23 protein-coding genes are annotated in these 21,903 nt (G+C 72.5%); 11 read left to right on the top strand and 12 right to left on the bottom strand.

The features are described from left to right. The first annotated feature begins 3 nt into the window (after positions 1-3). A complete protein-coding gene (locus ASF78_RS10925; protein WP_056588871.1) occupies positions 4-1,797 on the top strand; it encodes a carbohydrate-binding domain-containing protein in 1,794 nt (597 codons plus the stop codon). Positions 1,798-1,942: 145 nt separating this feature from the next. Next, positions 1,943-2,371, top strand: coding sequence for a hypothetical protein (locus ASF78_RS10920; RefSeq protein ID WP_056588868.1), 429 nt, complete (start codon positions 1,943-1,945; stop codon positions 2,369-2,371). Here ASF78_RS10920 and ASF78_RS10915 read toward each other — a convergent pair whose 3' ends face one another. Then, positions 2,372-3,649 carry an alpha/beta fold hydrolase gene (locus ASF78_RS10915; protein ID WP_369816322.1) on the bottom strand — a complete coding sequence of 426 codons (1,278 nt, stop codon included), beginning with the start codon at positions 3,647-3,649 and terminating at the stop codon, positions 2,372-2,374. It abuts the gene before it with no gap. A 100-nt stretch (positions 3,650-3,749) separates the two neighbouring features. Here ASF78_RS10915 and ASF78_RS10910 point away from each other — a divergent pair, with 100 nt between their 5' ends. From ASF78_RS10910 to ASF78_RS10900, 3 genes are read left to right on the top strand one after another with little or no spacing between them, the layout of a single operon-like run. Beyond that, positions 3,750-5,111 (top strand): MFS transporter, encoded by a 1,362-nt coding sequence (locus tag ASF78_RS10910; RefSeq protein ID WP_082495077.1) that lies wholly within the window; start codon positions 3,750-3,752, stop codon positions 5,109-5,111. Between the two features lie 27 nt (positions 5,112-5,138). Further along, on the top strand, positions 5,139-5,324 hold the full coding sequence (locus ASF78_RS10905; protein WP_056588862.1) for an antitoxin: 186 nt from the start codon (positions 5,139-5,141) through the stop codon (positions 5,322-5,324). A 2-nt stretch (positions 5,325-5,326) separates the two neighbouring features. Next, positions 5,327-5,761, top strand: coding sequence for a nitroreductase family deazaflavin-dependent oxidoreductase (locus ASF78_RS10900; RefSeq protein WP_056588860.1), 435 nt, complete (start codon positions 5,327-5,329; stop codon positions 5,759-5,761). Here the strand turns inward: ASF78_RS10900 and ASF78_RS10895 are convergent. The 4 genes from ASF78_RS10895 to ASF78_RS10880 are packed head-to-tail and all read right to left on the bottom strand — an operon-like array spanning position 5,758 to position 8,956. After that, positions 5,758-7,260: an APC family permease gene (locus ASF78_RS10895; protein WP_056588858.1), complete on the bottom strand. Its 1,503-nt coding sequence runs from the start codon at positions 7,258-7,260 to the stop codon at positions 5,758-5,760. The two genes, ASF78_RS10900 and ASF78_RS10895, sit on opposite strands and share 4 nt — an antisense overlap. Before the next feature lie 59 nt (positions 7,261-7,319). Continuing rightward, complete coding sequence (locus tag ASF78_RS10890; RefSeq protein ID WP_056588855.1) at positions 7,320-8,057, bottom strand: MIP/aquaporin family protein; 738 nt, start codon at positions 8,055-8,057, stop codon at positions 7,320-7,322. A gap of 27 nt (positions 8,058-8,084) precedes the next feature. After that, entirely contained in the window at positions 8,085-8,513 is a 429-nt protein-coding gene (locus ASF78_RS10885; protein ID WP_056588852.1) for a DUF2809 domain-containing protein, read from the bottom strand. A 35-nt stretch (positions 8,514-8,548) separates the two neighbouring features. Beyond that, a complete protein-coding gene (locus tag ASF78_RS10880; protein WP_056588850.1) occupies positions 8,549-8,956 on the bottom strand; it encodes a MerR family transcriptional regulator in 408 nt (135 codons plus the stop codon). Positions 8,957-9,079: 123 nt separating this feature from the next. Between ASF78_RS10880 and ASF78_RS10875 the strand changes: the two genes are divergently transcribed. The 4 genes from ASF78_RS10875 to ASF78_RS22375 all read left to right on the top strand — a co-directional run bounded on the left by ASF78_RS10875 (position 9,080) and on the right by ASF78_RS22375 (position 11,793). After that, positions 9,080-9,580 (top strand): DUF1772 domain-containing protein, encoded by a 501-nt coding sequence (locus ASF78_RS10875; RefSeq protein ID WP_200940588.1) that lies wholly within the window; start codon positions 9,080-9,082, stop codon positions 9,578-9,580. A 286-nt stretch (positions 9,581-9,866) separates the two neighbouring features. After that, positions 9,867-10,331, top strand: a complete 465-nt coding sequence (locus ASF78_RS10870; protein WP_056588844.1) for an HNH endonuclease family protein — start codon at positions 9,867-9,869, stop codon at positions 10,329-10,331. Next, a complete protein-coding gene (locus tag ASF78_RS10865; protein WP_056588842.1) occupies positions 10,328-11,560 on the top strand; it encodes an alanine racemase in 1,233 nt (410 codons plus the stop codon). Before ASF78_RS10870 ends, ASF78_RS10865 begins: the two co-directional genes overlap by 4 nt. A 92-nt stretch (positions 11,561-11,652) precedes the next feature. Next, positions 11,653-11,793: a hypothetical protein gene (locus ASF78_RS22375; RefSeq protein ID WP_156374136.1), complete on the top strand. Its 141-nt coding sequence runs from the start codon at positions 11,653-11,655 to the stop codon at positions 11,791-11,793. On the opposite strand, the gene ASF78_RS10860 is transcribed toward ASF78_RS22375, so the two are convergent. The 7 genes from ASF78_RS10860 to ASF78_RS10830 form a co-directional block, all read right to left on the bottom strand. Then, positions 11,790-12,176 carry a RidA family protein gene (locus ASF78_RS10860; protein ID WP_056588839.1) on the bottom strand — a complete coding sequence of 129 codons (387 nt, stop codon included), beginning with the start codon at positions 12,174-12,176 and terminating at the stop codon, positions 11,790-11,792. The genes ASF78_RS22375 and ASF78_RS10860 overlap by 4 nt on opposite strands. A gap of 44 nt (positions 12,177-12,220) precedes the next feature. After that, positions 12,221-13,726 (bottom strand): amidohydrolase family protein, encoded by a 1,506-nt coding sequence (locus ASF78_RS10855; protein ID WP_200940587.1) that lies wholly within the window; start codon positions 13,724-13,726, stop codon positions 12,221-12,223. Between the two features lies 1 nt (position 13,727). Continuing rightward, entirely contained in the window at positions 13,728-14,453 is a 726-nt protein-coding gene (locus ASF78_RS10850) for a M50 family metallopeptidase (protein WP_056588836.1), read from the bottom strand. 54 nt (positions 14,454-14,507) lie between these two features. Next, on the bottom strand, positions 14,508-15,212 hold the full coding sequence (locus ASF78_RS10845) for a DUF2993 domain-containing protein (protein WP_056588833.1): 705 nt from the start codon (positions 15,210-15,212) through the stop codon (positions 14,508-14,510). Between the two features lie 45 nt (positions 15,213-15,257). Continuing rightward, positions 15,258-15,698: a hypothetical protein gene (locus ASF78_RS10840; protein ID WP_156374135.1), complete on the bottom strand. Its 441-nt coding sequence runs from the start codon at positions 15,696-15,698 to the stop codon at positions 15,258-15,260. Beyond that, positions 15,695-18,997, bottom strand: a complete 3,303-nt coding sequence (locus tag ASF78_RS10835) for a S8 family serine peptidase (protein ID WP_056588827.1) — start codon at positions 18,995-18,997, stop codon at positions 15,695-15,697. The genes ASF78_RS10840 and ASF78_RS10835 overlap by 4 nt, the downstream gene beginning before the upstream one ends. 155 nt (positions 18,998-19,152) lie before the next feature. After that, the gene (locus ASF78_RS10830) at positions 19,153-19,908 is read right to left on the bottom strand and encodes an HNH endonuclease family protein (RefSeq protein WP_369816321.1); all 756 of its coding nucleotides are present in this window, start codon (positions 19,906-19,908) and stop codon (positions 19,153-19,155) included. Between the two features lie 100 nt (positions 19,909-20,008). Between ASF78_RS10830 and ASF78_RS10825 the strand changes: the two genes are divergently transcribed. Then, positions 20,009-21,325, top strand: coding sequence for a multidrug effflux MFS transporter (locus ASF78_RS10825; RefSeq protein WP_056588826.1), 1,317 nt, complete (start codon positions 20,009-20,011; stop codon positions 21,323-21,325). A gap of 161 nt (positions 21,326-21,486) precedes the next feature. Then, positions 21,487-21,903 carry a hypothetical protein gene (locus tag ASF78_RS10820; RefSeq protein ID WP_056588823.1) on the top strand — a complete coding sequence of 139 codons (417 nt, stop codon included), beginning with the start codon at positions 21,487-21,489 and terminating at the stop codon, positions 21,901-21,903.

Raw genomic sequence — 21,903 nt, 5'->3', positions numbered from 1 at the left:
CTCATGCGACGTCTCAACGCGACGATCCTCGTCCCCGCCGCCCTCGTCGCGGCCCTGCTGGCCGGCTGCTCGGCGACGGCCGACGCGGCTTCTCCCGACACCGCCACCACGGTCACGACGACGTCCGACGCCGACGTCACGGTCGACCAGGCGATGGCCGCCAACACGGCGCCCGACGACGTCGACCTGACCGCCTCGGACGACGAGGTCGCCATCGACCTCGACGCACCCACCGGCGCCGACGGCCTGACCGTCGACGGCAGCACCGTCACGATCACCGCGGCCGGCACCTACCGGCTCAGCGGCACGCTCACCGACGGCTCGGTCGTCGTGAGCACGTCCGACGATGGCGTCGTCCACCTGATCCTCGACGGCGCGTCCCTGGCGAGCTCGACCACGAGCCCGCTCCAGGTCCTCGACGCCGACCAGGTGGTCGTCCACCTGGAGGGCGAGAACGTCCTGTCGGACACCACCGCGTACGCCGACACCGACGAGGCGGGCGCGGCCCTGTTCAGCAGCGCGGACCTGACGATCACCGGCGACGGGTCGCTGACCGTCGAAGGCAACGCGAACGACGGGATCGCCGCAAAGGACGGCCTGGTCATCGCGGGCGGCACGATCACGGTCGACGCCGTCGACGACGGGATCCGAGGCAAGGACTACCTCGTCGTCACCGGCGGCACCCTCGACGTCACGGCCGGCGGCGACGGTCTGAAGTCCGACAACGACGAGGACGCGACCCTCGGCTACGTCGAGATCATCGACGGTTCCGTCGACATCACCGCCGGGGACGACGGCATCGCCGCGCAGACCGACGCGATCCTCGCCGACGGCACCGTGGGCATCGTCGCGGGCGGTGGGCACCGGGCCACGGTCGCCGCCGACGCCTCCCCCAAGGGCGTCTCCGGCACGGTGTCCGTGGTGGTCGGCGGCGGGGCGCTCCTCGTCGACGCGGCCGACGACGGCATCGGCTCCGACGGCGTCGTCAGCATCGCGGCCGGGTCGGTGACGATCGCCGCGGGCGACGACGGCGTGCACGGCGACCAGGCGCTCCAGATCAGCGCCGGCACCGTCGACATCACGACCTCCGTCGAAGGTCTGGAGGCCGGGCTCATCACGGTCGCCGGAGGTGACGTCAGCGTCGTCGCCAGCGATGACGGCGTGAACGCCTCCGACCCGGACGCGACGACGGAGGCGGCACCCGGTGCCGCGCAGCAGGCGCCCGGCGGCAGCGCGGCGTCGACCGACGTGGGGCTCACCATCACCGGCGGCACGCTGGTCGTCGACTCCGGCGGGGACGGTCTCGACGCCAACGGGTTCCTCACCATGACCGGCGGCACGGCCGTCGTCAGCGGCCCGACGAACGACGGCAACGGTGCGCTCGACGTGGACGGCACGTTCGACGTCTCCGGCGGCACGCTCCTGGCGGCGGGCTCGTCCGGCATGGCGATGACCCCCGGCGCCGACTCCGCGCAGTCGTTCGTCGCGTTCACGTTCAGCTCGACACAGACCGTCGGGACCGTCGTCCACGTCCTCGACGCCGACGGGACGGAGCTCGCCGCGTTCGAGTCGAGCAAGGACTTCTCGTCGCTGGTCTACGCGTCGGCGGACGTCGTCACGGGTCAGACGTACTCGGCCGCGACGGGCGGCACGGTCACCGGAGACACGGTCGGCGGCCTGGCAACGGCCGGCGACACCACCGGCACGACGGTCGCGACGACGGCGACAGCCGGCGAGGCGATCGCCGGGATGGGCGGCGGCCCCACCGGAGGCGGCGGCCCGGGCCGCCGCCCCTGACCTCCCTGTTCGTCGCCAGGATCGCCGGCGAACCAGCCATGAGCGCTGTCCCGGTCATCGGTGACGACACCCATGGCAGGTTCGCCGCCGCGGGAGTCGGTGGTGTCGACGTGCGCGAGGTCGAGGGCGCGGCGAGCATCGAGTCATGGACGACGAGCGTGATGACGACCACCGACCGCCACCCGGTACCTCCGAGGCGGTCGTCGACGCCGTCGGTGCGTTGACCGCCGCGTTCGAGGTGGTCGAGCACGCGCGCGGGATGCTCTACGCGTTCCACCGGCTCACCGGCCGCGCGGACAACGAGCTGGCAGAGGCCCTGGACCAGCTCGCGGAGGCCGGCCACCCGGACCTCGCCGACGAGCTCCGCGCCGAGCTCGTCGGTCGCAACGTGCTGCCCGGCCGGTGGACGTTCCAGGTGGTCGAGGAGTACGACGCCGAGTACTACCGGGTGTTCGAGGCAGCGGAGAAGCGGGTCCGCGACGAGCTCATGGCGGGCCGCCGCCACGTCTACGAGGCCCGGCTCAAGGAGGAGAACCGCACCCACGGCCGCCCCGGCCACGAGCCGACGCCGTGATCACCGCCCTGTGACGCGGGCCTTCCCGGCCGCCAGGTCGAACAGGCGCGGGAGGATCGTGTCGCCCGCTGCGCGGAGGCCGTCGTGCAGGTGCTCGTTGGTGATCCAGACGTCCAGGTTGCCGACCGGCGTCGCCAGGGCGAGGTCCAGGTCGACGTACGGGTCGTCGTAGTACTGCACGGCCGCGACGGGCACCTCGTTGGCGGCCAGCCGGTCGAGGTCGTAGAGCGCAGGCCACTCCGTTCGAGCCGCCAGCGCCTCGGCGGCGGCTCGGAACGGTCGCAGCGCGGCGTGCTGCTCGTACATCCAGGGGAAGATCGTCTCGCCGGTGAGCTGCAGCGGGCGGGCGTCGGGGTCGAACGTCGGCCACTGGTCGCGCTCGCGCTGGGCGGCCCAGCCCGGCTCGCGGTGGCCCTGGTGGTAGATGACCTCCTGGAGGACCGCATACAAGGGGTTGCTGTCGAACCCGGTCGCGCTGACCACGGACCCGAGGAACGCGTCGGACAGCGCACCGGCGGGGGTCAGTGCCGTGTCGAGCAGCCAGTGGACCTCGTCGATCCCCGTGCTCATCCCCAGCCCCTGCCCGAGCTGCTGGAGCCGCTCGACGGTGAACGGCTCGCCGGTGGGCAGGGTGACGGGACGGTCGGACAGGAGGTCCGCGACGGCACCCAGCAGCGGCACGTCCGCCGGGTGCAGGCGCGCGAGCTCGCGGTTGCGGGCGGCCTGCCGCGGGAACGTCGCCGCGTAGACGGCCTCGGCGTCGACCGTGGCGGGTGGCAGCCCGCCCGTGACGAAGCACCGGGTCAGTGCCTCCGGGTGCCGCGACAGGTAGGTCAGCGTGAGGAAGCCGCCGTACGACTGGCCCAGGGTCGCCCACTGCCGGCCCCCGAAGACGGTGGCGCGGAGGTGCTCGGCGTCGGCGACGATCGCGTCGCCGCGGAAGCACGCGAGGTAGCCGGCGGGGTCGTCGACGCGGCTGATCACGCGCCCGTCGACCGGCGACGACCGGCCGGTCCCGCGCTGGTCGAGGAGGATCACGCGGTACTTCTCCAGCGCGGCCGCGACCCAGCCGCCGCCCAGCGGACGCGGTCCCTGACCGCCGGGGCCACCCTGCAGGAACAGCAGCAGCGGCAGGTCGTCGGACGCCTTCTCCGGGTCCACCAGCTCGCGGGCGAACACCTCGATCGAGCCGAACCGGTCGGGCGCCGACCAGTCGACGGGCACCTCGACCCGGTGCTCACGGACGGTGAACCCGGTCATCGCATACTCGCGCGTCACGTCCGCCAGCCTAGGGTCGACCCCGAAGCACCAGCGAGGAGGACCCCTGAGCACCGATGTCGGCTTCCGCTCCGAGCGCGGCCCGATCCTCGTCGCGATCATGGTCACCACCGGCCTGGTCGCCATCGACGCGACGATCCTGGCGACGGCGATCCCGACGATCGTCGCGGACCTCGGGGGCTTCACCAGCTTCCCCTGGCTGTTCTCGATCTACCTGCTGACGCAGGCGGTGAGCGTGCCGATCTACTCCAAGCTCGCGGACACCGTCGGCCGCAAGCCCGTGATCCTGCTCGGCATCGGGCTGTTCCTGCTGGGCTCGATCCTGTGCGGGTTCGCGTGGAGCATGCCCGCGCTGATCGCGTTCCGGGCGGTGCAAGGGCTGGGTGCGGGGGCCGTGCAGCCGATGGCGATCACCATCGCGGGTGACATCTACACGGTCGCGGAGCGGGCCAAGGCGCAGGGGTACATCGCGAGCGTGTGGGGCATCTCGGCGGTCGTCGGTCCGACCCTCGGCGGCGTGTTCGCGGAGTTCCTGTCCTGGAACTGGATCTTCTTCGTCAACATCCCGCTGTGCCTGGCGGCGGCATGGCTCCTGGTCCGGCACCTGCACGAGACCGTCGACCGGCAACGCCACCGCATCGACTGGGCGGGCGGCGTGCTGCTCACCACCGGCATGACCCTGCTGATCCTCGCGCTGCTGGAGGGCGGCAACGCGTGGGCGTGGCTGTCGGTGCCGAGCGTCGGCGCGTTCACCGTCGGCGCCCTGCTGCTGGTGGCGTTCGTCCGCGTCGAGCAGCGGGCCGACGAGCCCGTGCTGCCGCTGTGGGTGTTCTCGCGGCGACTGCTGCTCGCGGCGTCGCTCGTGTCGGTCGGCGTCGGCGTCATCCTCATCGGCCTGACGTCGTACGTGCCGACGTTCCTCGAGGCGCTCCTCGGGGTCTCGCCCCTGGTCTCCGGTCTCACGCTGGCCACCCTGACCATCGGCTGGCCCATCTCCGCGTCGCAGTCGGGGCGGCTGTACCTGCGGTTCGGGTTCCGCACGACGGCGATCATCGGGTCCGCCGTCGTGGTGGCCGGCGCGGTCGGCCTGGTCGTCGCGTCGGCGCACCCGTCGGTGCTCGCGGTGGGGCTCGCGTGCTTCGTCATCGGTGCGGGGCTCGGGCTGGTCGCGTCGCCGAGCCTCATCGCCGCACAGTCGAGCGTCGGCTGGAGCGAGCGCGGGGTGGTCACGGGCGCCAACCTGTTCTCCCGGTCCATGGGCAGCGCGGTCGGGGTCGCGGCGCTCGGGGCGCTGGTGAACGGCCTGATGCACGGGGACACCCCGGCGCAGGACCCGGAACGGTTCGGGGACGCGGTGACGGTGGCGTTCGTCGCGGTGGCGGTCGTCGCGGTGGCGACGGTGGTCGCCGCGGCCGCGATGCCCCGTTCGCCGGGCACGCCCGGCGACCACGACGCAGACTGAGACGTCATCACGAGGGAGGACGCCACCATGGGCATCGAGGATCTGGTCAACCAGGCGAAGGCAGCGGTCAGCGGCCACGAGGAGCAGGCCAAGGACGCGATCGAGAAGGCGGCCGAGGCGGTCAAGTCGAAGACGAGCGACAGCCAGGACGCCCAGATCGACAGCGTCGTCGAGAAGGCCAAGACGTACCTGGACGAGCAGAAGAAGCAGTAGCGGTGCCCCTGACCGGTGAGTACGAGCCCAGCACGTCGGCGTGGGCCCGCAAGCAGGCCGAGACGTTCGAGCGCACCGACGGCCAGAAGGCCAACACGCTCCAGGGCAAGCCGGTCATCGTCCTGACCTCCGTGGGCGCGACGACCGGCAAGCTCCGCAAGACGGCCCTCATGCGCGTCGAGCACGACGGCCGGTACGCGGTCGTCGCGTCGAAGGGTGGGACGCCCGAGAACCCCGCCTGGTACCGCAACCTCGTCGAGCACCCGCACGTCGAGCTGCAGGACGGTGCCGTGAAGAAGGACTACCTGGCGCGCGAGGTCTCCGGTGCCGAGCGGGACGAGTGGTGGGCACGCGCGAACGAGGTGTGGCCCGCGTACGCGGGGTACCAGACGAAGACGGACCGGCTGATCCCGGTGCTCGTCCTCGAACCCGTCTAGAGCTTCGCGCCCGTCCTCGCGTCGTGGTGCGGGTTCGCCGCGACCGAGTGCCGGTACGAGTAGACGAAGTAGATGACGACGCCGGCGGCCAGCCACGCCAGGAACCGCAGCCAGGTGAGCGTCGTGAGGTTCGCCATGAGCCACAGGCACGCGACGCCCGCGATGATCGGCAGCGCCGGTGACCACGGCACCTTGAACCCGCGCTTCAGATCGGGCCGGGTGCGGCGCAGGATCGGGATGCCGAAGCTGACCAGCACGAACGCCGAGAGCGTCCCGATGTTGATCATCTCCTCGAGCAGCTCGACCTCGGACAGCCCGGCGATCAGCGCGACGACGATGCCGACGCCGATCTGCAGCCGGACCGGCGTGCCGTACCTCGGGGAGGTCCGCGACGCGCCCCGCGGAAGCAGCCCGTCACGGCTCATGGCGAACACGATGCGCGTCAGGCCCAGCAGCAGCACCATGAGCACCGACGTCAGGCCGACCAGGATCCCGACGGAGATCACCTTGCCCGCCCAGTCAGCCCCGACGAGCACGAACGCCGTCGTCAGCGACGGGGTGTCCGCCTCCGCGAGCTCGGTGTAGGACACCATCCCCGTGACCACGATCGTCACCAGGACGTACAGCACGGTCACGATCGCGAGCCCGCCCAGGATGCCGCGCGGCACCGTCCGCTGCGGGTTCTTGGTCTCCTCGGCGGTGGTCGCGACGACGTCGAACCCGATGAACGCGAAGAACACGAGCGCGGCGCCGGACAGCACGCCGATGACGCCGTACGCCGTGGGTTCCAGGCCGAACAGGAACGCGAACACCGGCTGCTCCAGCGACGTGCGCTCCGGGGCCGGCTGCGACGGCGGCACGAACGGCGAGAAGTTCGCGGTGTTCACGTAGAAGAAGCCGACCACGATGACGAAGATCGTGATCGCGACCTTGATGATGGTGAACACGCTGTTCACGCGCGTGCTCAGCTTGGTGCCCAGGGCCAGCAGCGCGGTGAAGATGCCGACGATGACGACCGGACCCCACTCGACGTCCACACCGCCGAGGACCAACGTCGTCGGGATGTCGATGCCGAACAGGCCGAACGCGTCGGACAGGTACACGCCCCAGAACTTCGCGATCACCGCCGACCCCAGCAGCATCTCCAGGATCAGGTCCCACCCGATGATCCACGCGACGAACTCCCCCATCGACGCGTACGAGAACGTGTACGCGGACCCGGCGACCGGCAGCGTCGAGGCGAACTCGGCGTAGCACATGATGGCCAGCCCGCAGACGACCGAGGCGATGAGGAACGAGACGATCACCGCCGGTCCCGCGTAGTTCGCCGCCGCCGTCGCGCCCACCGAGAAGATGCCCGCGCCGACGGCCACCGCCACGCCCAGGACGATGAGGTCCCACGTGGTCAGTGTCCGTTTGAGCGCCCGCTCCGGATCCAGGGACTCCTCGAGTGAGTCCTCGACCGACTTCCGTCGGAAGATGCTGGTGCTACCCGCCATTGGTCGCCACCCCCGGCAACGAGCATGCCGGTCATGGCCCGTCGTGTCCTGCCGAGCCGTCAGCCGAGCAGCAGGTACCAGCCGCCGACGCCGATGATCCCGCCCAGCACGGGCGCCGCCACGGGCACCCACGCGTAGTCCCACTGCGACGACCCCTTGTGCCGCAGCGGCAGCACCGCGTGCACCATCCGCGGGCCCAGGTCACGCGCCGGGTTGAGCGCCGGACCCGTCGGACCACCCAGACCGGCGACGAGCCCCCAGACCAGGAAGCCGAGAGCCAGGTGCGCGACGGCCGGCTCGTCCTCGGTCAGCGGCGAGTTGATGATCGCCAGCGCGCAGGAGAACAGCACGACGGACCCGAGCAGCTCGATGAGGAAGCCGTTGAGCCGCGAGCGCGCGGAGTTGATCGTCGCGAACGTCGCCAGGATGTCTTCCGGATCCGTCGTCTGGTCGTAGTACGGCTTGTGCGTCACGACGATCGCGACCTGCCCGGCGATCGCCCCCAGCAGCTGCGCCACGATGTACGGCGCGACCTCCGACCACGGGAACAGCCCCCACGTCGCCAGCCCGAGCGTGAACGCCGGGTTGATGAGGTTGCCGCTGATCCCGCCGAACATGATCGCCGGGATCATCACCCCGAACCCGTACCCCATCGCGATCAGCGACCACCCGCCGCGGTACCCCTTGGACCCCTTGAGGTGCACGTTCGCGACCGTGCCGTTGCCCAGGATGATGAGGATCGCGGTGCCGATGAACTCGCAGGTCAACCGCACGGCCAGGCTGTACGACGGATCCATCTGTCCCCCGGTGCGTCGGTCCGGGTGTCAGCGTCGCACGACGAGCGCGACCCCGGCACCCACCGCGTACGCGAGCAGGTCCACGGCGACGAACGTGGTGCCGAGCGCGTACCGGGCGACGGGGACCGCGTCGACGATCGCCGCGGGCACGCCGGTGAGCTGCGCGAGCTCGATCACGGCGCAGAAGGCGACGGTGAGGAGCGCGAGCGTCGCCGACCTCGCGCGGGGGGCGACGACGACCAGGAGCGTGAAGACGAACGCGGCGTAGAGCGCATCGCCGACGGGGTCCGCGGCGGGGTGCTCCACGCGCGACACCGCGACGCCCAGCACGACGAGGCCGACCGCCACGAGCCCGGCGACGACCCGCGACGTCCGCCGTCGCGACGCCTTCTCCGGCTCGCCGGCGGTGGGGAGCACCTGGTCGGACGAGGACGTCCCGAGGTCGTCGGAGAGCACGGGACGACCGTACGGGCAGGTCTGCGGAGGTCCTGTCAGGTCAGCGTGCAGGTGCTGCGCTCGTACAGGCCGATCTTGTACTCGATGGCCTCCAGGTGGGTGGCGACCTCGGCGAGCTGCTTCCGTACGCGGTCGCGGTGGGCGACGAGGAGCTGGAGCCGCTCGGCCTCGTTGCCGTCACCCGCCCGGACCAGGTCGGCGTACTGGCGGACCTCCCGGATCGGCATGCCCGTGGAGCGCAGCCGCGTGATCATCCGGATCCAGCCGACGTCGTCCTCGGAGTAGCGGCGGTGGCCCGACGACGCCCGGTCGACCGCGTCGAGCAGCAGGCCGTCGCGCTCGTAGTAGCGCAGGGTGTGCGTGGTGAGGCCGGTGGCCTCGGCCGCCTCGGCGATGCTGAGGCTGGTGACGGCCGACCCGGCGACGGTGTCGATGACGCTCATGCGTCGATGGTGCGCCTTGGAGTGCACTCGAAGTCAAGCTCAGCGCGTGGACGAACAGTCATGTGGTGACGACTTCTGGACATAGACAGTCCAAGGGCGCTGTCGGGATCGTGGACACATGACATGCCACGATCACCTCCCGGTGCGGACCTCGACCCGATGAGCACGCCGCTCGTCGTGCTCACCGTCGCGACCGCGATCGCGTCCGCGACGGTCGGCGGTGTGTTCTTCGCCTTCTCGACGTTCGTGATGCCCGCCCTGCGCCGCCTCCCGCCCGCGCAGGGCATGGCCGCGATGCAGTCGATCAACGTCACCGCCCTGCGGCCGCCGCTGATGCTCCTGATGTTCGGCGCGATGCTCGCCAGCGTCGCGCTGGTCGTCGCGGGCGTCGTCGACCGGTCGCCCTGGCTGCTGGCCGGCGCGGCCGTCTACCTGGTCGGCGCGATCGTCGTGACCGCCGCCTACAACGTCCCCCGCAACATCGAGCTGGCGGCGCTCGACCCCGCGAGCCCGGACGCCGCAGCCCGCTGGCCGGCGTGGGTGAGCGAGTGGAACGCGGGCAACCACGTGCGCACGATCGCCGGTGTCGCGGCCGCGGCACTGCTGCTCCGGGCGGTGCTGTAGGGCAGGTCGAGGCGCCCACAGCCCCGGCTGTGCACATACGCCCCTCGGACACGAGGGGCGACGCACGACGCTGACGGCATGGGCAGGAACGCCGGACCGTGGCTCGTCGCGCTCGTCGTCTGCGTCGCCGTCGGCGCCGGAGCGCCCGCGTGGTCGCAGTCGCGCGACGCCGCCCGGTACGCGGTGACCGCCGAGGACCTCGCCGCCGGGCGGGCGGCGCTCGGCTCGCTGACGGTCCGCGGCCGGGCACCGAGCACGGGGGCGGTTCGGACAGGCGTGGGCGGACGTGGACCGCAACGGCTGCGACACCCGCAACGACATCCTGCGCCGGGACCTGGTGGCGACCGTCGTCGAGGACTGCGTGGTGCTGAGCGGCACGCTCGACGACCCGTACACGGGGGTCCCGATCCCGTTCGCGCGCGGACCCGGGTCGGCCGAGGTGCAGGTCGACCACGTCGTCGCACTGTCCGACGCCTGGCAGAAAGGTGCCCAGGCGTGGACCGCGAACCAGCGCGCGGCGTTCGCCAACGACCCCGCCAACCTGCTCGCCGTCGACGGTCCCGCCAACCAGGAGAAGGGCGCGGGCGACGCCGCCACGTGGTTGCCGCCGCAGCGCGGGTACCGCTGCGTCTACGCCCTGCGGCAGGTCCGCGTGAAGGCGGCGTACGGCCTGTGGGTCACCACCGCGGAACGTGATGCCCTGAACCGGGAGCTGAACGGGTGCGTCGTCGCTACGGTGAGGCCACCATGACGCTGCGCTTCCCGCCCCTGCTCCTCGGCCCGACCACCAAGGGCTTCTGGTCTCCCACCCCGGTGACGCGGTCGGAGTTCGTCGCTGCAGGTCACACGCTCACGGACGGGTCGCTGACCTTCCCGGTGCTGACCCTGGACGCCGACGCGGTCGTGCACAACATCGCGCAGCTCGCGGCGTTCACCGCCGAGCGCGGGCTGGCGTTCGCGCCGCACGGCAAGACGACGATGTCGCCGGAGCTGTTCGCCGCCCAGCTCGACGCCGGGGCGTGGGGCATCACCGTGGCCACCGGCAACCAGCTGCTCGCGGCGCACTCCTTCGGGGTGCGCCGGGTGCTCGTCGCCAACGAGGTGCTGGACCCGACGGTGCTCCGCTGGATCGCGCAGACGCTGGCGGCCGAGCCGTCGACCGACATCCTGTTCCACGTCGACTCCGTCGCCGCGGTCGACGTCGCGGCGGCGGCCGTCGACGGAGGGCGCGTGCGGGTGCTGCTCGAGGTCGGGTACGACGCCGGCCGGTCCGGAGTCCGCTCCGGCGACCAGGCGCTCGAGGTGGCACAGCATGCGGCGCAGGCTCCGGGCGTGGACCTGGTCGGGGTCAGCGCCTACGAGGGTGCGCTCGCCGACGTCGAAGCCGCCCGGAAGTACCTCGAAGAGGTCCGTGCCGTCGCGGAGATGCTCGTCGACGCGGGACTGCTGAGAGACGAGGTCGTGCTCTCCGCCGGCGGGTCCGCGTACTTCGACGTGGTCGCTGACGTCCTGGGCGGGCCCGACGTCAACGGGGTGCCCAGCACGACGATCCTGCGGTCGGGCGCGTACCTCACGCACGACCACGGCACCTACGCGGCGTCGACGCCGTTCACCCGGGTCGCCGGTCACCTCTACCCGGCGCTGCGGGTCTGGGCGCAGGTCGTGTCGACCCCGGAGGACGGCCTCGCGATCGTCGGCGCCGGCAAGCGGGACGTGCCGTACGACTCCGGCCTGCCGGTCGTGCTGCGGCGGCACCGGGCCGGCCAGGAGCCCGTGGCCGTCGTGGGCTGGGACGTGACCCGCACCAACGACCAGCACGCGTATCTCGAGGGAAACGACCCTCTCGGCACGGCGCTGGTCGTCGGCGACCTGCTGGAGCTCGGTATCTCCCACCCGTGCACGGCGTTCGACAAGTGGCGGGCGATCCCCGTGATCGACGCCGGTCAGCGCGTCGTGGACGTCGTCACCACCTGGTTCTGACCACGTACCGGCGGGGGCTTGCGAGACGCCTCGGGCCGAGCTCCGACCGACACGGCGACGGTCGTCCCGGCCGAGCACCGCGCACGCGCCCGGTGGAGGTGTACCCGCTCGACGACAGCGTCTCCCCCAGCGCGACGAGCACCGGCTACGCGACGACGTTCGCGGCCGCAGGATTCGTCGAGGTGGCCCGACGCTCGCCCGAGCGGCCGATCATGCGGTACTCGCTGCGCTAGTCGTCGACCGTCAGACGGCCCGCCACCACGTCGATCTCCACCTTGATCCCCGCGAGCTGTGACCCGACCGTCGTCCGCGCCGGCTTCGGGTACGGGAAGAACTCCCCGTACGCCGCGTCGAACTCGGCGAAGTCCGCCAGGTCGGACAGGTGGACCGTCGTCTTGACCACGTCGCCGAGATCGAGCCCCGCCTCCGCCAGCGTCGCCTCGACGTTCCTCAGCACCCGCCGGGTCTGGTCCGCCACGGACTCCGGGATCTCCCCCGTGACGGGGTCCTGAGGTCCGAAGCCCGCCGTCCACACCAGGTTCCCCAGCCGGATCCCCTGGGAGTAGTTGCCGGCGGGCTGCGGCGCGTCGGGCGTGCTGATCTTCTCGCGGGTCATGGGACTGCCTCTCCGGTGGTGAGCGGTGCCGGGACCAGTCTTCCTCAGCGCACCGCGCGACCGGGGAGGGCGCCGGTGAGCCGCCCGTCCCGCAGGGCGGGGACGCCGTCGACGAGCACGGCGTGCACACCCGTGGCCGTCCGCCGCGGGTCGTCGTAGGTGGCGTGGTCGGTGACGGTCGCCGGGTCCACCAGCACCAGGTCCGCGCGGTGGCCGGGCGCGACCGTGCCCCGGTCGTGCAGCCCGAACCGCCGTGCTGCGGTGGTCGACAGGTGCTGCACGGCCGTCGGCCAGTCCCAGTCACCGAGCTCGCGCACGTGCCGGCCGAGGAGCCGCGCGAACGTCCCCCAGCCGCGGGGGTGCGGGTGTCCGCCGCGGAAGATGCCGTCGGAGCCGGCGCAGTGCGCCGGGTGGCGCAGGAGGGTCCGCAGGGAGTCGTCGGAGTTGGTGGGTGGCTGCTCGAACACGCAACCGACCTGCAGGTTCGTCGTCACGAGCAGGTGGAGGGCCGCGTCGGCGGGTGTCATCTCGACCCGGGCGGCGTACTCCAGCAGCGGCAGCCCCTCGGCCCACGACGCACCCGGGACCCAGGAGAGCGTCACGCGGGGCCAGACCTCGTCGCGCGCGGGCAGCCGGGACCGGACCGCGGGGTCGGCCAGGAGGGCGAGCGTGCGGTCGGCGTCGGCCAGCGGGAGCCAGTCGGGGAGGGCGGCGAGCGCCAGGATCGTCGCGCCACGCAGGTACGGGTACGAGTCGAACGTGAGGTCCAGGCCCTCGGCGAGCGCGTCGTCGACCAGCGGCCCGAGCCGCTCGGCCGGGCCGTGGAAGTGCGAGACGTGGGTGCCGACGCCGGTCGCGCGGGCCAGGTCGAGCAGCTCCGCGAGCGCGGCCGGGGCGCGGTCCTCGTAGCCGCGCATGTGGGACACGTGCGGCCGGTCGCGGCGGGCCAGGACCTCGCACAGCGCGACGAACTCCGCGCGGTCCGCGGACGACGCCGGTGCGTACTCGAGCCCGGTCGACATCCCGCGCGCGCCGTCGTCGAGCCCCTGCTCGAGCAGCCGCACCATCCCCGCGACCTCGTCGGGCCGGGCCGGGCGGTCGTCGGCCCCCATCACCGCGTACCGGAGGGTGCCGTGCGGGACCAGGTACGCGGTGTGGACCGTGGCCGCACGGTCGTAGGTGGACAGCAGGTCTGCGACGGACCCGCCGCGGAACGCCGGGTGCGAGCCGTTGATCGCCGCGAAGTACCGCTCCGCGTACGCGGTCGCACCCGATCCCGGCGGCGACGGTGCGAACGAGACGCCGTCCTGGCCGAGCACCACGGTGGTCACGCCCTGGTGGGTCAGTGCCGCTTGCACGTCAGGGTCGAGGACGCCCGCGTCGGCGTGCGAGTGGGCGTCGACGAACCCCGGCAGAACGAGGAGTCCGTCGGCGTCGACCACGTCGGAGCCGTCGACGGGCAGGTCGGGTCCGACGTGCCCGATGCGGTCGCCGTCCACCCGGACGTCGGCCCGGGTGCCGTCCGCCAACACACCGCCCCGGAGCAGCACGTCAGACCTGCAGGCCGATCAGCCACACCGCGCCCAGCGCGAGCGCGCCCAGGCAGACGAGCAGCAGGATGCCGACCCAGAGGGCACCCGGCGTGTGCGTCAGCCGGCCGAGCAGGCCCGCGTCGGACGTGTCCTGCACGCCGCGGCGTCGGCCCCGACGGCGCTCCGACTGCATCTCCAGCACCGCGCGCGGCGCACCCAGCAGCAAGAACCAGGTCATCGCGTAGGCGGCGACGCTCTGCACGGTCGCCGATCCCCACACCGTCACCGCGACCAGCAGCGCGCCCGTCACGAGGACCGCCCACAGGCCGTACCAGTTGCGGATCTGCACCAGCACGAGCACCAGGACGACGAGCAGGATCCACAGCAGCGCGACGGCGTACCCGCGGGACAGCAGCCAGGCCGCGCCGAGGCCGAGCAACGCCGGGCCGGTGTACCCCGCGGCGACGGTCGCGACCATGCCCGGACCACGCGGCTTGCCCACCGAGACGGTCAGGCCCGACGTGTCGGAGTGCACCCGGATGCCGGACAGCCGGCGCCCGACGAGCACCGCGACCGCGGCGTGCGCGGCCTCGTGCACGATCGTCAGGCCGTGCCTCGCGACGTGCCACGCGGCCGGGACCAGCAGGACCAGCAGCACCCCCGCCGCGGTGAGCAGCACCGCGGTGCTCGACGGCACCGGTTGGGGCGTGGTGATGTCCTGCCAGGCGTCGCCGATCCAGTCCACGGGCGGGGTCCTTCGTCCGTCGTCGTCCACCCGAGCGGGTGGGCAGGACGGACCCTACCCAGCCGGGGCCGCCTCGGTGGGCAGGACGACGTCGGTCCCGTCGGCGGTGATGCGCACCCCGTCCGCGACGACCGTCGCGTCGGACAGGACCAACCCGTCCGGGAGGCCCTCGACGGGGATCTCGACATCGGTCAACCGGTCGCCGATCGCGTTCGGCAGGTCGTCGACGGACACCGTCAGCCCCGCGATCTGCACGTTCTCGACCGAGACGAGCAGCTTCCCGTCCTCGACCCGCGGCACCAGGTTCGCGGCGAGGCGCAGCCCCAGCACCTCGCCCGACGCCGTCAGCGCGCCCCCGTCGACCGCGACCGCGATCTCGAGGTCCGAGCGGTCGGCGACGACCTGCTCGATCGACGCCGTCGGCAGCGTCGCGGAGATCGTCGCGGTACCGACCGTGTACGGCTCCGACGTGCTGACGTCGTGCCCGTCGAAGATCACGTCGGTGGCGTCGATGCCCTCGAGCGTGACCCCGTCGACCGTGCCGGTGACGTTCTCGATCGAGCCCGCCAGCAGCTGGGTGAGGAACGGGAAGCCCCCGAGCTCGACGGTCGGGGTGCCGACGACGTCGAGGTTCTCCTCGATCGCCGTCACCACCTGCCGCTCGGCCGACGACTCCGCCACCCGGTCCGCGACGAACACGCCCGCCACGAGGACGACACCCGTGACCAGCACCCCGACGACCACTCCGCGTCCGCTCACGGGACTCAACCTAGGGGGCGACGACCGGCTCCGCTGCCTGCACCGTCAGCCGCAGCCACCCTGCACGTCGACCTGCTGGCTCACCGACGACGGAGGGGCGGCGGCCTCCACGTCGACCAGGAACGCACTGCTCATCACCACGTCCACGCCAGTGCACTCCGCAGCGTCGTACGCGGTCAGGTCCACCACCCACGCGCCGTCGACCACGCGCACGTCGGTCACGTCGGGGTCCCGGTACTGCGTCCCCGGCACGACCATCAGCCGCACCCGTCCGTCGCCGAGCTCGGGCCACGACTGCCCGTCGAGCTCCAGCCACTCCTCCTCGACGTCCGCCTGCTGGGCGACGACCCTCGCCTCGTCTCCCGAGTAGTCGACGGTCGACGCCGCCACCGCGAACGGCAGCGACGTGCCCGAGGGGCCGCACGCCGCGAGCGCGGCCGTCGCCACCGCGGCGAGCACCGCCGTCACGGCCCTCCGCCCTGTCACGACACCTCCACCCCGTCGATGAGCGCCACGGAGTCGTAGACGTCGTCACCCTGGTCCTGCACCACGATCTCGAACGTCGTCGCACCCCGCAGCCTGGCCGGGTCCAGCAGCACGCTCACGTAGCGCCAGCCCGACTGCCCGGACGTCGTGTCCCCGTAGGGGAAGTCGACCCCGGAGACGGGTGTCCACGCGGTCGTGTCCACGGACTCGTCCACCAGGCGTTCGCGCGAGCCGTCGGGGAGCACCAGCTCCACCGTGAACGTGTCGTTGAACCCCTGCTGCACGTACTCCGGATACTCCTCCGAGACGAAGTTGTAGTACATCGCGACGCGCAGCTGGTTCCGGCGCAGCGCGTCGGCGGGGACGGACACGCGGCGCGTCACGCTGGCCCGCACGGCCGGACCGGCCGGACCGGTCGACAGCGACAGCATCTTCTTGCCGACGATCGGCTTGATCGACCCCAGCCGGGAGACCGACGACACGGTGCCGGTGGTCCGCCACGGGCGCAGGCCCGACTCGAACCCGCCGTTGACGACCGCGCCATAGGCATCCACCACGCGACCGATGCTCGGGTCACGGTCGAACCCGGTGAGCACGAGCCTCGACCGGACGTCCGCGGGGGTCGCCGTCGGGTCCTCCGACCGGATGAGCGACGCCAGGCCCGCGATGAACGGGGCAGCCATCGAGGTGCCCGACTTCGTCTCGTACTGGGTCAGGTCCCCCGTCGTGGACATGACGTTCTGGCCCGGGCCGGCGACGTCGACCCACGGGCCGAACGTCGACGACGCGGCCCGGTTCCGGTGGTCGTCGACGTTCGCCACGGACAGGATGTCGATGTCGTAGGTGCGCTCGTTGAACCCCAGGAACGAGGTGTACCGCTCGCTGCGCCCGAACCCGGACGGGTAACGACGCTCCTCTTTCCCAGTGTTGCCGGCGGTGGCGACCGCGACCCTGTTGGCCTCGAGCGCGCGGTCGAGCGCCTGCGCCACGACCTCGCTGCGGTCCGGGCCGGACAGGCTCATGTTGAGCACCGCGGCACCCTGGGACACGGCGTAGTCGATGCCCGCGGCGATGTCGTCGTAGCGGAACTGGCCGCAGTCCGCGCCGGGGTGGAAGACCTTCACCGGCAGGATGCGTGCACCCCAGTTGACCCCGGCCACGCCCTCGGCGTTGTCCGCCTTCGCGCCCACGATCCCGGCGACGTGCGTGCCGTGCAGGCACGTGTCGTCGTTGGGGTTGTCATCACCGTCACGGATGTCGATGCCGTTCGAGGAGATCTTCCCGGCCAGGTCGGGATGGTCCAGGTTCACCCCGCTGTCGATGACGGCCACCAAGGTCGTGCGCTGCGTCCCGCGCTGCAGGGCCCAGGCGTCGTCGAGCCGGTGGATCTGGACCCCGTCCTGAAGGGCGAACCACGGGTCGTCCGGCTGGACCACGTCGTCCAGCTCGCCGACGAACGACGGCTCGGCGCCGAGGACGACCGGGAAGGCGGACACCGCCGCGAACACCGCGTCGAGCCCGGCCCGGTCCGCGACCGCGGGGATCGCGAGCTGCCATGCCCCGGGGCCGACGACACCGACGAGCTCACCCCCGACGGCCTCGGCGACCGCCCGCACCGCGCTCGGGTCCGCGTCGTCCGCGGTGATCAGCACGAGCCGGTCCGCGAGGAACGAGGACGCGCCCGACGACACGACGTTCAGGGCGGCCAGGTGCTCGGGTCCGGTCGGGAAACCTGCGGGTCGCACGGGCAGAGCCACGCTCCCCGAGACGAGCGCTCCGTCGACGGTGCCGGTCGCCGAGATGGTGGCCGTGCCCTCCGAGCCCGGCGTCCATGCGAACCTCGCACTCCAGACACCGTCGTCGGCGACGGAGTCGCCACCTGTTCCGTCGTCGACAGCGACGGCGTTGCCGTCCGGCCACCCGACCGTGACGGGACCAGCGAGCTCGCCCACGGGCGAGACGCTGACCGTGAACGTCGTGCCGGCCCCGACGGCCGCGCTCGACGGCCACACCGCGGGCTGCAGCGGGGACCTGTCCGTGGTGTCCGCGACGACGAGCGTCTCGACCGTCACGGACGGGGACGTGACCCCGGCCGCGGAGGCGGTGAGGTCGACCGCGACCCGGTCCGGGTGCGTCGGCTCGACGACGAACGAGAACAGGCCCTCCGTGGTCACCTGGTCCCCTGCGACCACCTCGGGCACGGTCGCGGAGACGGTGCCCGTCGGCAGCGTCGCGGTCACCGTGATGTCGCCCGTGGCGACCGGCTCCGCGAAGGTCCCGGGGCTCCGGACGACGAGCAGCTCCCCGGTGCTCGCCCGGGCTGCGAACGCGACGGTGACGTGACCTGCAGCGGCGTCGATCGTCACGAGGTCGGCGGCGTCGAGCCGCGGGAAGAAGCGGAAGGGCACGTCCAGTGCTCCACCTGCGGGGACGGTGAGCTCGCTGCCGCCGGGATAGGAGACGTAGCCGACGGTGGCGCCGACCGTCGCGGCACAGCCTTCGGCGACACCGCCGGGGCAGCCGGCCACCGTGGTCGAGCCGTCGGTCGCGAGACCGGCAGCCGCAGGGAGGACCGTCCGGGTGGCGGACGTCTCGCCCGGCACCTCGAGCCACATCGCCGTGTCGTCGAGCGACACGAGAGACGCCAGCGAGGAGTCGACGTGGAAGGTGCCGCTCACCGTCGTCACGGCCGCGCCCGACGCCCGGCACGTCCCGGTCGGGTCGTTGCGCACCGTGACGTCGTATCCGACCGTGCGGCCGTTCGTCACGACGTCCGGGGTCGACACCCCGTCGACGCTGAGCCCCGGCGCGCAGCCGTCGAGGACCGCGAGCGACGGGCTCAGCGCCGCGACCGGAGCGACGACGACCTCGCACGACGTCGTGGTCTCGGACGCCTCGCACCGGTCGCGCCCGTTGCTGCCGTCGGCCCGGTCGGTCCCTGCGCCGGCGTGGAGCGTGTCGTCACCGTTGTCGCCGGTGAGCCTGTCGTCGCCGTCCTCGCCGAACAGCCGGTCGCCGCCGTTGCCGCCGCTCAGCGTGTCGGCGCCCGGACCACCGCACACGACGTCCTCGCCGTTCCCGCCGGTCACGACGTCGTCACCGGCACCCGCGACGATGACGTCGGCCTTGTTCGTCCCGACGAGCCTGTCGGGACCGTCGGTCCCCACGATCGTCGCGACGCGGCCGTCGCACCGGACGACCGGTTCGGCCCCCGACGCGGGCGGGACGGCGGACAGGAGCCCCACCGTGGCGACGACCAGCAGGGCGAGGTGGCGGGAACGAGGATGCAGCAGGCGCATGACGGCCGTTCTGTCGAGTGGCGAGGCGGGTCGGCGGACCATAGCGAGCCGCGGCACACCACCGAGGCACTTCGGGCGGGTGACGCGACCAACCCACCCGTTCGGACGCAACGGACAAACCCGGATGGCGTAGCGGCCGGCACGCCTGAGGCGACCTACGGAGCGGCGACGGGCTGCGCCGGCTGCAGCGCGCCGGCCGGCAGCGGCTGCGTCGGGCACGTCGACAGGACGCGGACCATGGCGTCCCGCTCCGCCTGGGTCACCCACAGCCCGTACGTGTACTTCACGCCGACCTGGCGGGCGACGTACGCGCACCGGAAGGCGTCGTTCGGCGGCAGCCACGTCGCGGTGTCGCCGTCGCCCTTCTGCTGGTTCAGCGGGCCGTCCGCGGCGAGCAGGTTCAGCGGGTCGTTGGCGAACGCCTCCCGCGTCGGGGTGTCCCACTGCTGGGCACCCTTCTGCCAGCTGTCCGACAGGGCGACGACGTGGTCGATCTGCACGTCCGACGACGTGGCCTGCCCGCGGACGAACGCGATGGGCAGCCCCGAGTACGGGTCGGCCAGCGTGCCCGCCAGCACCACGCAGCCGTTCGTGCCGTCCTTGAGCACCTGCTCCGTGAGGTCCCGGCGCAGGATGTCGTTGCGGGTGTCGCAGCCGTTGCGGTCCACGTCCTTCCACGCGTGGCCGTACAGGTCACGGTCGTAGCCGGTCTTCGGTGCGCGGCCCTTCACGGGGAGCAGCGTGGCGGTCGCGAGCGCACTCTGCGGCGGGGCGTCGACGGGGAGAGCCTCTGCCGTGACGGCGGGGGCGCTCCCGAGGAGCGCCTCCTCGTCGCACCCCGTGAGCAGCACGGACAGTCCGAGGACGAGGGCCACAGGCAGGGGCACGCACACGTGCACGCGGGTTCTCACGGCCGAAGTATCGACGCCACCACCGACAGACCTGACCACCTCCGTCCCACGGGTTGGACCTTCTGGGAAGTTGTGCGCGCCTCGCCGGCTTGGCACTGTCATGGCCCGCACCCCCGCGACGCGCGTGAGCGTCGGATTCGTCCTCCTGCTCTCGGCGCTCACCGCCCTGGGCCCGTTCACGTTCGACACCTACCTCGCCGCGTTCCCCGAGATCGCCGTCGACCTGAACACCACCGCGGCCGCGGTCCAGCTGACCATCGCGGCGTCGCTCGCGGGCCTCGCCCTCGGTCAGCTCCTCATCGGGTCCGTGTCCGACGCGTACGGCCGCCGCCGCCCGCTCCTCGGCTCGCTCGTCGTCTACGTGCTGGCGTCCGTCGGGCTGGTGCTCGCGCAGGACATCACCGCGTTCACCGCGCTCCGCTTCGTGCAGGGCTTCACCGCAGCCGCGGGGATGGTCCTGTCGCTGGCCGTCGTCCGCGACACGTTCGAGGGGCTCGCCGTCTCCAAGGTGATGGCACGGCTGATGCTCGTGGTCGGCGTGGCCCCGATCATCGCGCCCACCATCGGCGCGCAGCTGCTCCTCGTCGGCTCCTGGCGGCTGATCTTCGTGTTCCTCGCCGCCACCGGCGTCGTGCTGTTCGTCGTGGCGTCGTTCGCGCTGCGCGAGTCGCTTCCGGTCGGGCTGCGGCGCACGGGCGGCACCGGCGCTGCGCTGCGCACCTACCGCGACCTGCTGACCGACCTGCCGTTCCTCGGCCTCGCGCTCATGTCCGCGTTCTACCTGTCGGCCATGTTCACCTACGTCGCGTCCTCGACGTTCGTGTTCCAGGAGGGCTACGGCCTCACCCCGCAGCAGTTCGGCTGGGTGTTCGCCGCCGGGGCGGTCGCGATCACCGCCGGGTCGCAGGTCAACGGCGCCCTCGTCGGCCGCTTCCGCCCCGAGCAGATCCTCTCCGGCGCCGTCGCCGTCGGCGTCGTCCTCGGGCTCTCCCTCTTCGCGACGACCCTCCTCGGCGCGCCGTTCTGGCCGGTGACCGTCCTCCTCGTCCTCACGCTGGGCACCGCCGGCTTCGTGCTGCCCTCCGCCCCCGCCATCGCGCTGGCCTCCAACCCGCACCGCGCCGGGTCCGCCGCGGCCCTGCTCGGGGCCCTGCAGTTCGGGCTGGGCGCGATCATCGCGCCGCTGACCAGCATCAACGGCACCCCGACCGCCGTGACCATGGGGGCCGTGATGGCCGGGGTCATCGTCGTCGCCGCCGTCCTGCTCGTCCTCGTGCGCCGCTCGTGGGCCCGCACCGCGCTCGAGGAGGCCGAGAGCGTCGTCGCGGCTGCGCACGCCTCCCGGGACCGGGTTGCCGCAGCGGAGGTTCCGACACATCCGGGCGCCCTGGTGACGCCCGAGGTCGCGACGAGGTAGGTCGCTCTCTCGAGCGGGCCGCCGTGCAGGGCGTGCCATCGCGGTCAGACGGTCGCCGGAGGGACCCGGTCCTGACGCTCGCGCGATCCGGCAGGAATATTGTGGCGCACGTCACACTTGCGACTTAATCTGGGCCGTACGCGCTCGATGAAGGACGCACGATGAGCTGGATCATGCTGGCCGCTGTGATGTTCGTCCCGGCGCTCGTCTTCGGTGCTATCTGGCAGCTGTTCCCGTCGCCCGACGAGCCGCCGCGATGGCGCACGTTCCTGGCCGCCCGGCTGGAGCGCCTGGCGGAGCGGATCCGCCCGCCCCGGGCCCCCGAGTGCGACCCGTTCACCACCCTGCGCGTGCAGGAGCGCCTCAGCGTCGTCGCCGACCACGTCCGCTCCCTCGAGCTGGACCCGCGCACCTTCGCGCGCGCCGAGCGGATCATCGCGTCCCAGCTGGCCTACGACCAGCTGCTGGTCGAGGCGTGCCACCTCGCCGGCGTCGAGGTCCAGCCCGCTGCGAAGGGCGACCCCGCCGAGCGCTTCCGCGAGGAGGTCGAGCTCGCCTCCCGCGGCTGGGCCTGGTGA

Source organism: Cellulomonas sp. Leaf334 (assembly GCF_001424195.1).
GTDB lineage: Bacteria > Actinomycetota > Actinomycetes > Actinomycetales > Cellulomonadaceae > Cellulomonas.
Note: the sequence above shows the minus strand (reverse complement) of the source record. Positions and strands in the feature narration are given on the sequence as shown.

Bases quoted from the DNA above. Each gene is read 5' to 3' on its own strand.
- ASF78_RS10925 (WP_056588871.1), top strand. From the start codon at position 4: ATGCGACGTCTCAACGCGACGATCCTCGTCCCCGCCGCCCTCGTCGCG.
- ASF78_RS10920 (WP_056588868.1), top strand. From the start codon at position 1,943: ATGGACGACGAGCGTGATGACGACCACCGACCGCCACCCGGTACCTCC.
- ASF78_RS10910 (WP_082495077.1), top strand. From the start codon at position 3,750: ATGGTCACCACCGGCCTGGTCGCCATCGACGCGACGATCCTGGCGACG.
- ASF78_RS10905 (WP_056588862.1), top strand. From the start codon at position 5,139: ATGGGCATCGAGGATCTGGTCAACCAGGCGAAGGCAGCGGTCAGCGGC.
- ASF78_RS10895 (WP_056588858.1), bottom strand. From the start codon at position 7,260: ATGGCGGGTAGCACCAGCATCTTCCGACGGAAGTCGGTCGAGGACTCA.
- ASF78_RS10890 (WP_056588855.1), bottom strand. From the start codon at position 8,057: ATGGATCCGTCGTACAGCCTGGCCGTGCGGTTGACCTGCGAGTTCATC.
- ASF78_RS10880 (WP_056588850.1), bottom strand. From the start codon at position 8,956: ATGAGCGTCATCGACACCGTCGCCGGGTCGGCCGTCACCAGCCTCAGC.
- ASF78_RS10875 (WP_200940588.1), top strand. From the start codon at position 9,080: ATGCCACGATCACCTCCCGGTGCGGACCTCGACCCGATGAGCACGCCG.
- ASF78_RS10865 (WP_056588842.1), top strand. From the start codon at position 10,328: ATGACGCTGCGCTTCCCGCCCCTGCTCCTCGGCCCGACCACCAAGGGC.
- ASF78_RS10860 (WP_056588839.1), bottom strand. From the start codon at position 12,176: ATGACCCGCGAGAAGATCAGCACGCCCGACGCGCCGCAGCCCGCCGGC.
- ASF78_RS10835 (WP_056588827.1), bottom strand. From the start codon at position 18,997: ATGCGCCTGCTGCATCCTCGTTCCCGCCACCTCGCCCTGCTGGTCGTC.
- ASF78_RS10825 (WP_056588826.1), top strand. From the start codon at position 20,009: ATGGCCCGCACCCCCGCGACGCGCGTGAGCGTCGGATTCGTCCTCCTG.
- ASF78_RS10820 (WP_056588823.1), top strand. From the start codon at position 21,487: ATGAGCTGGATCATGCTGGCCGCTGTGATGTTCGTCCCGGCGCTCGTC.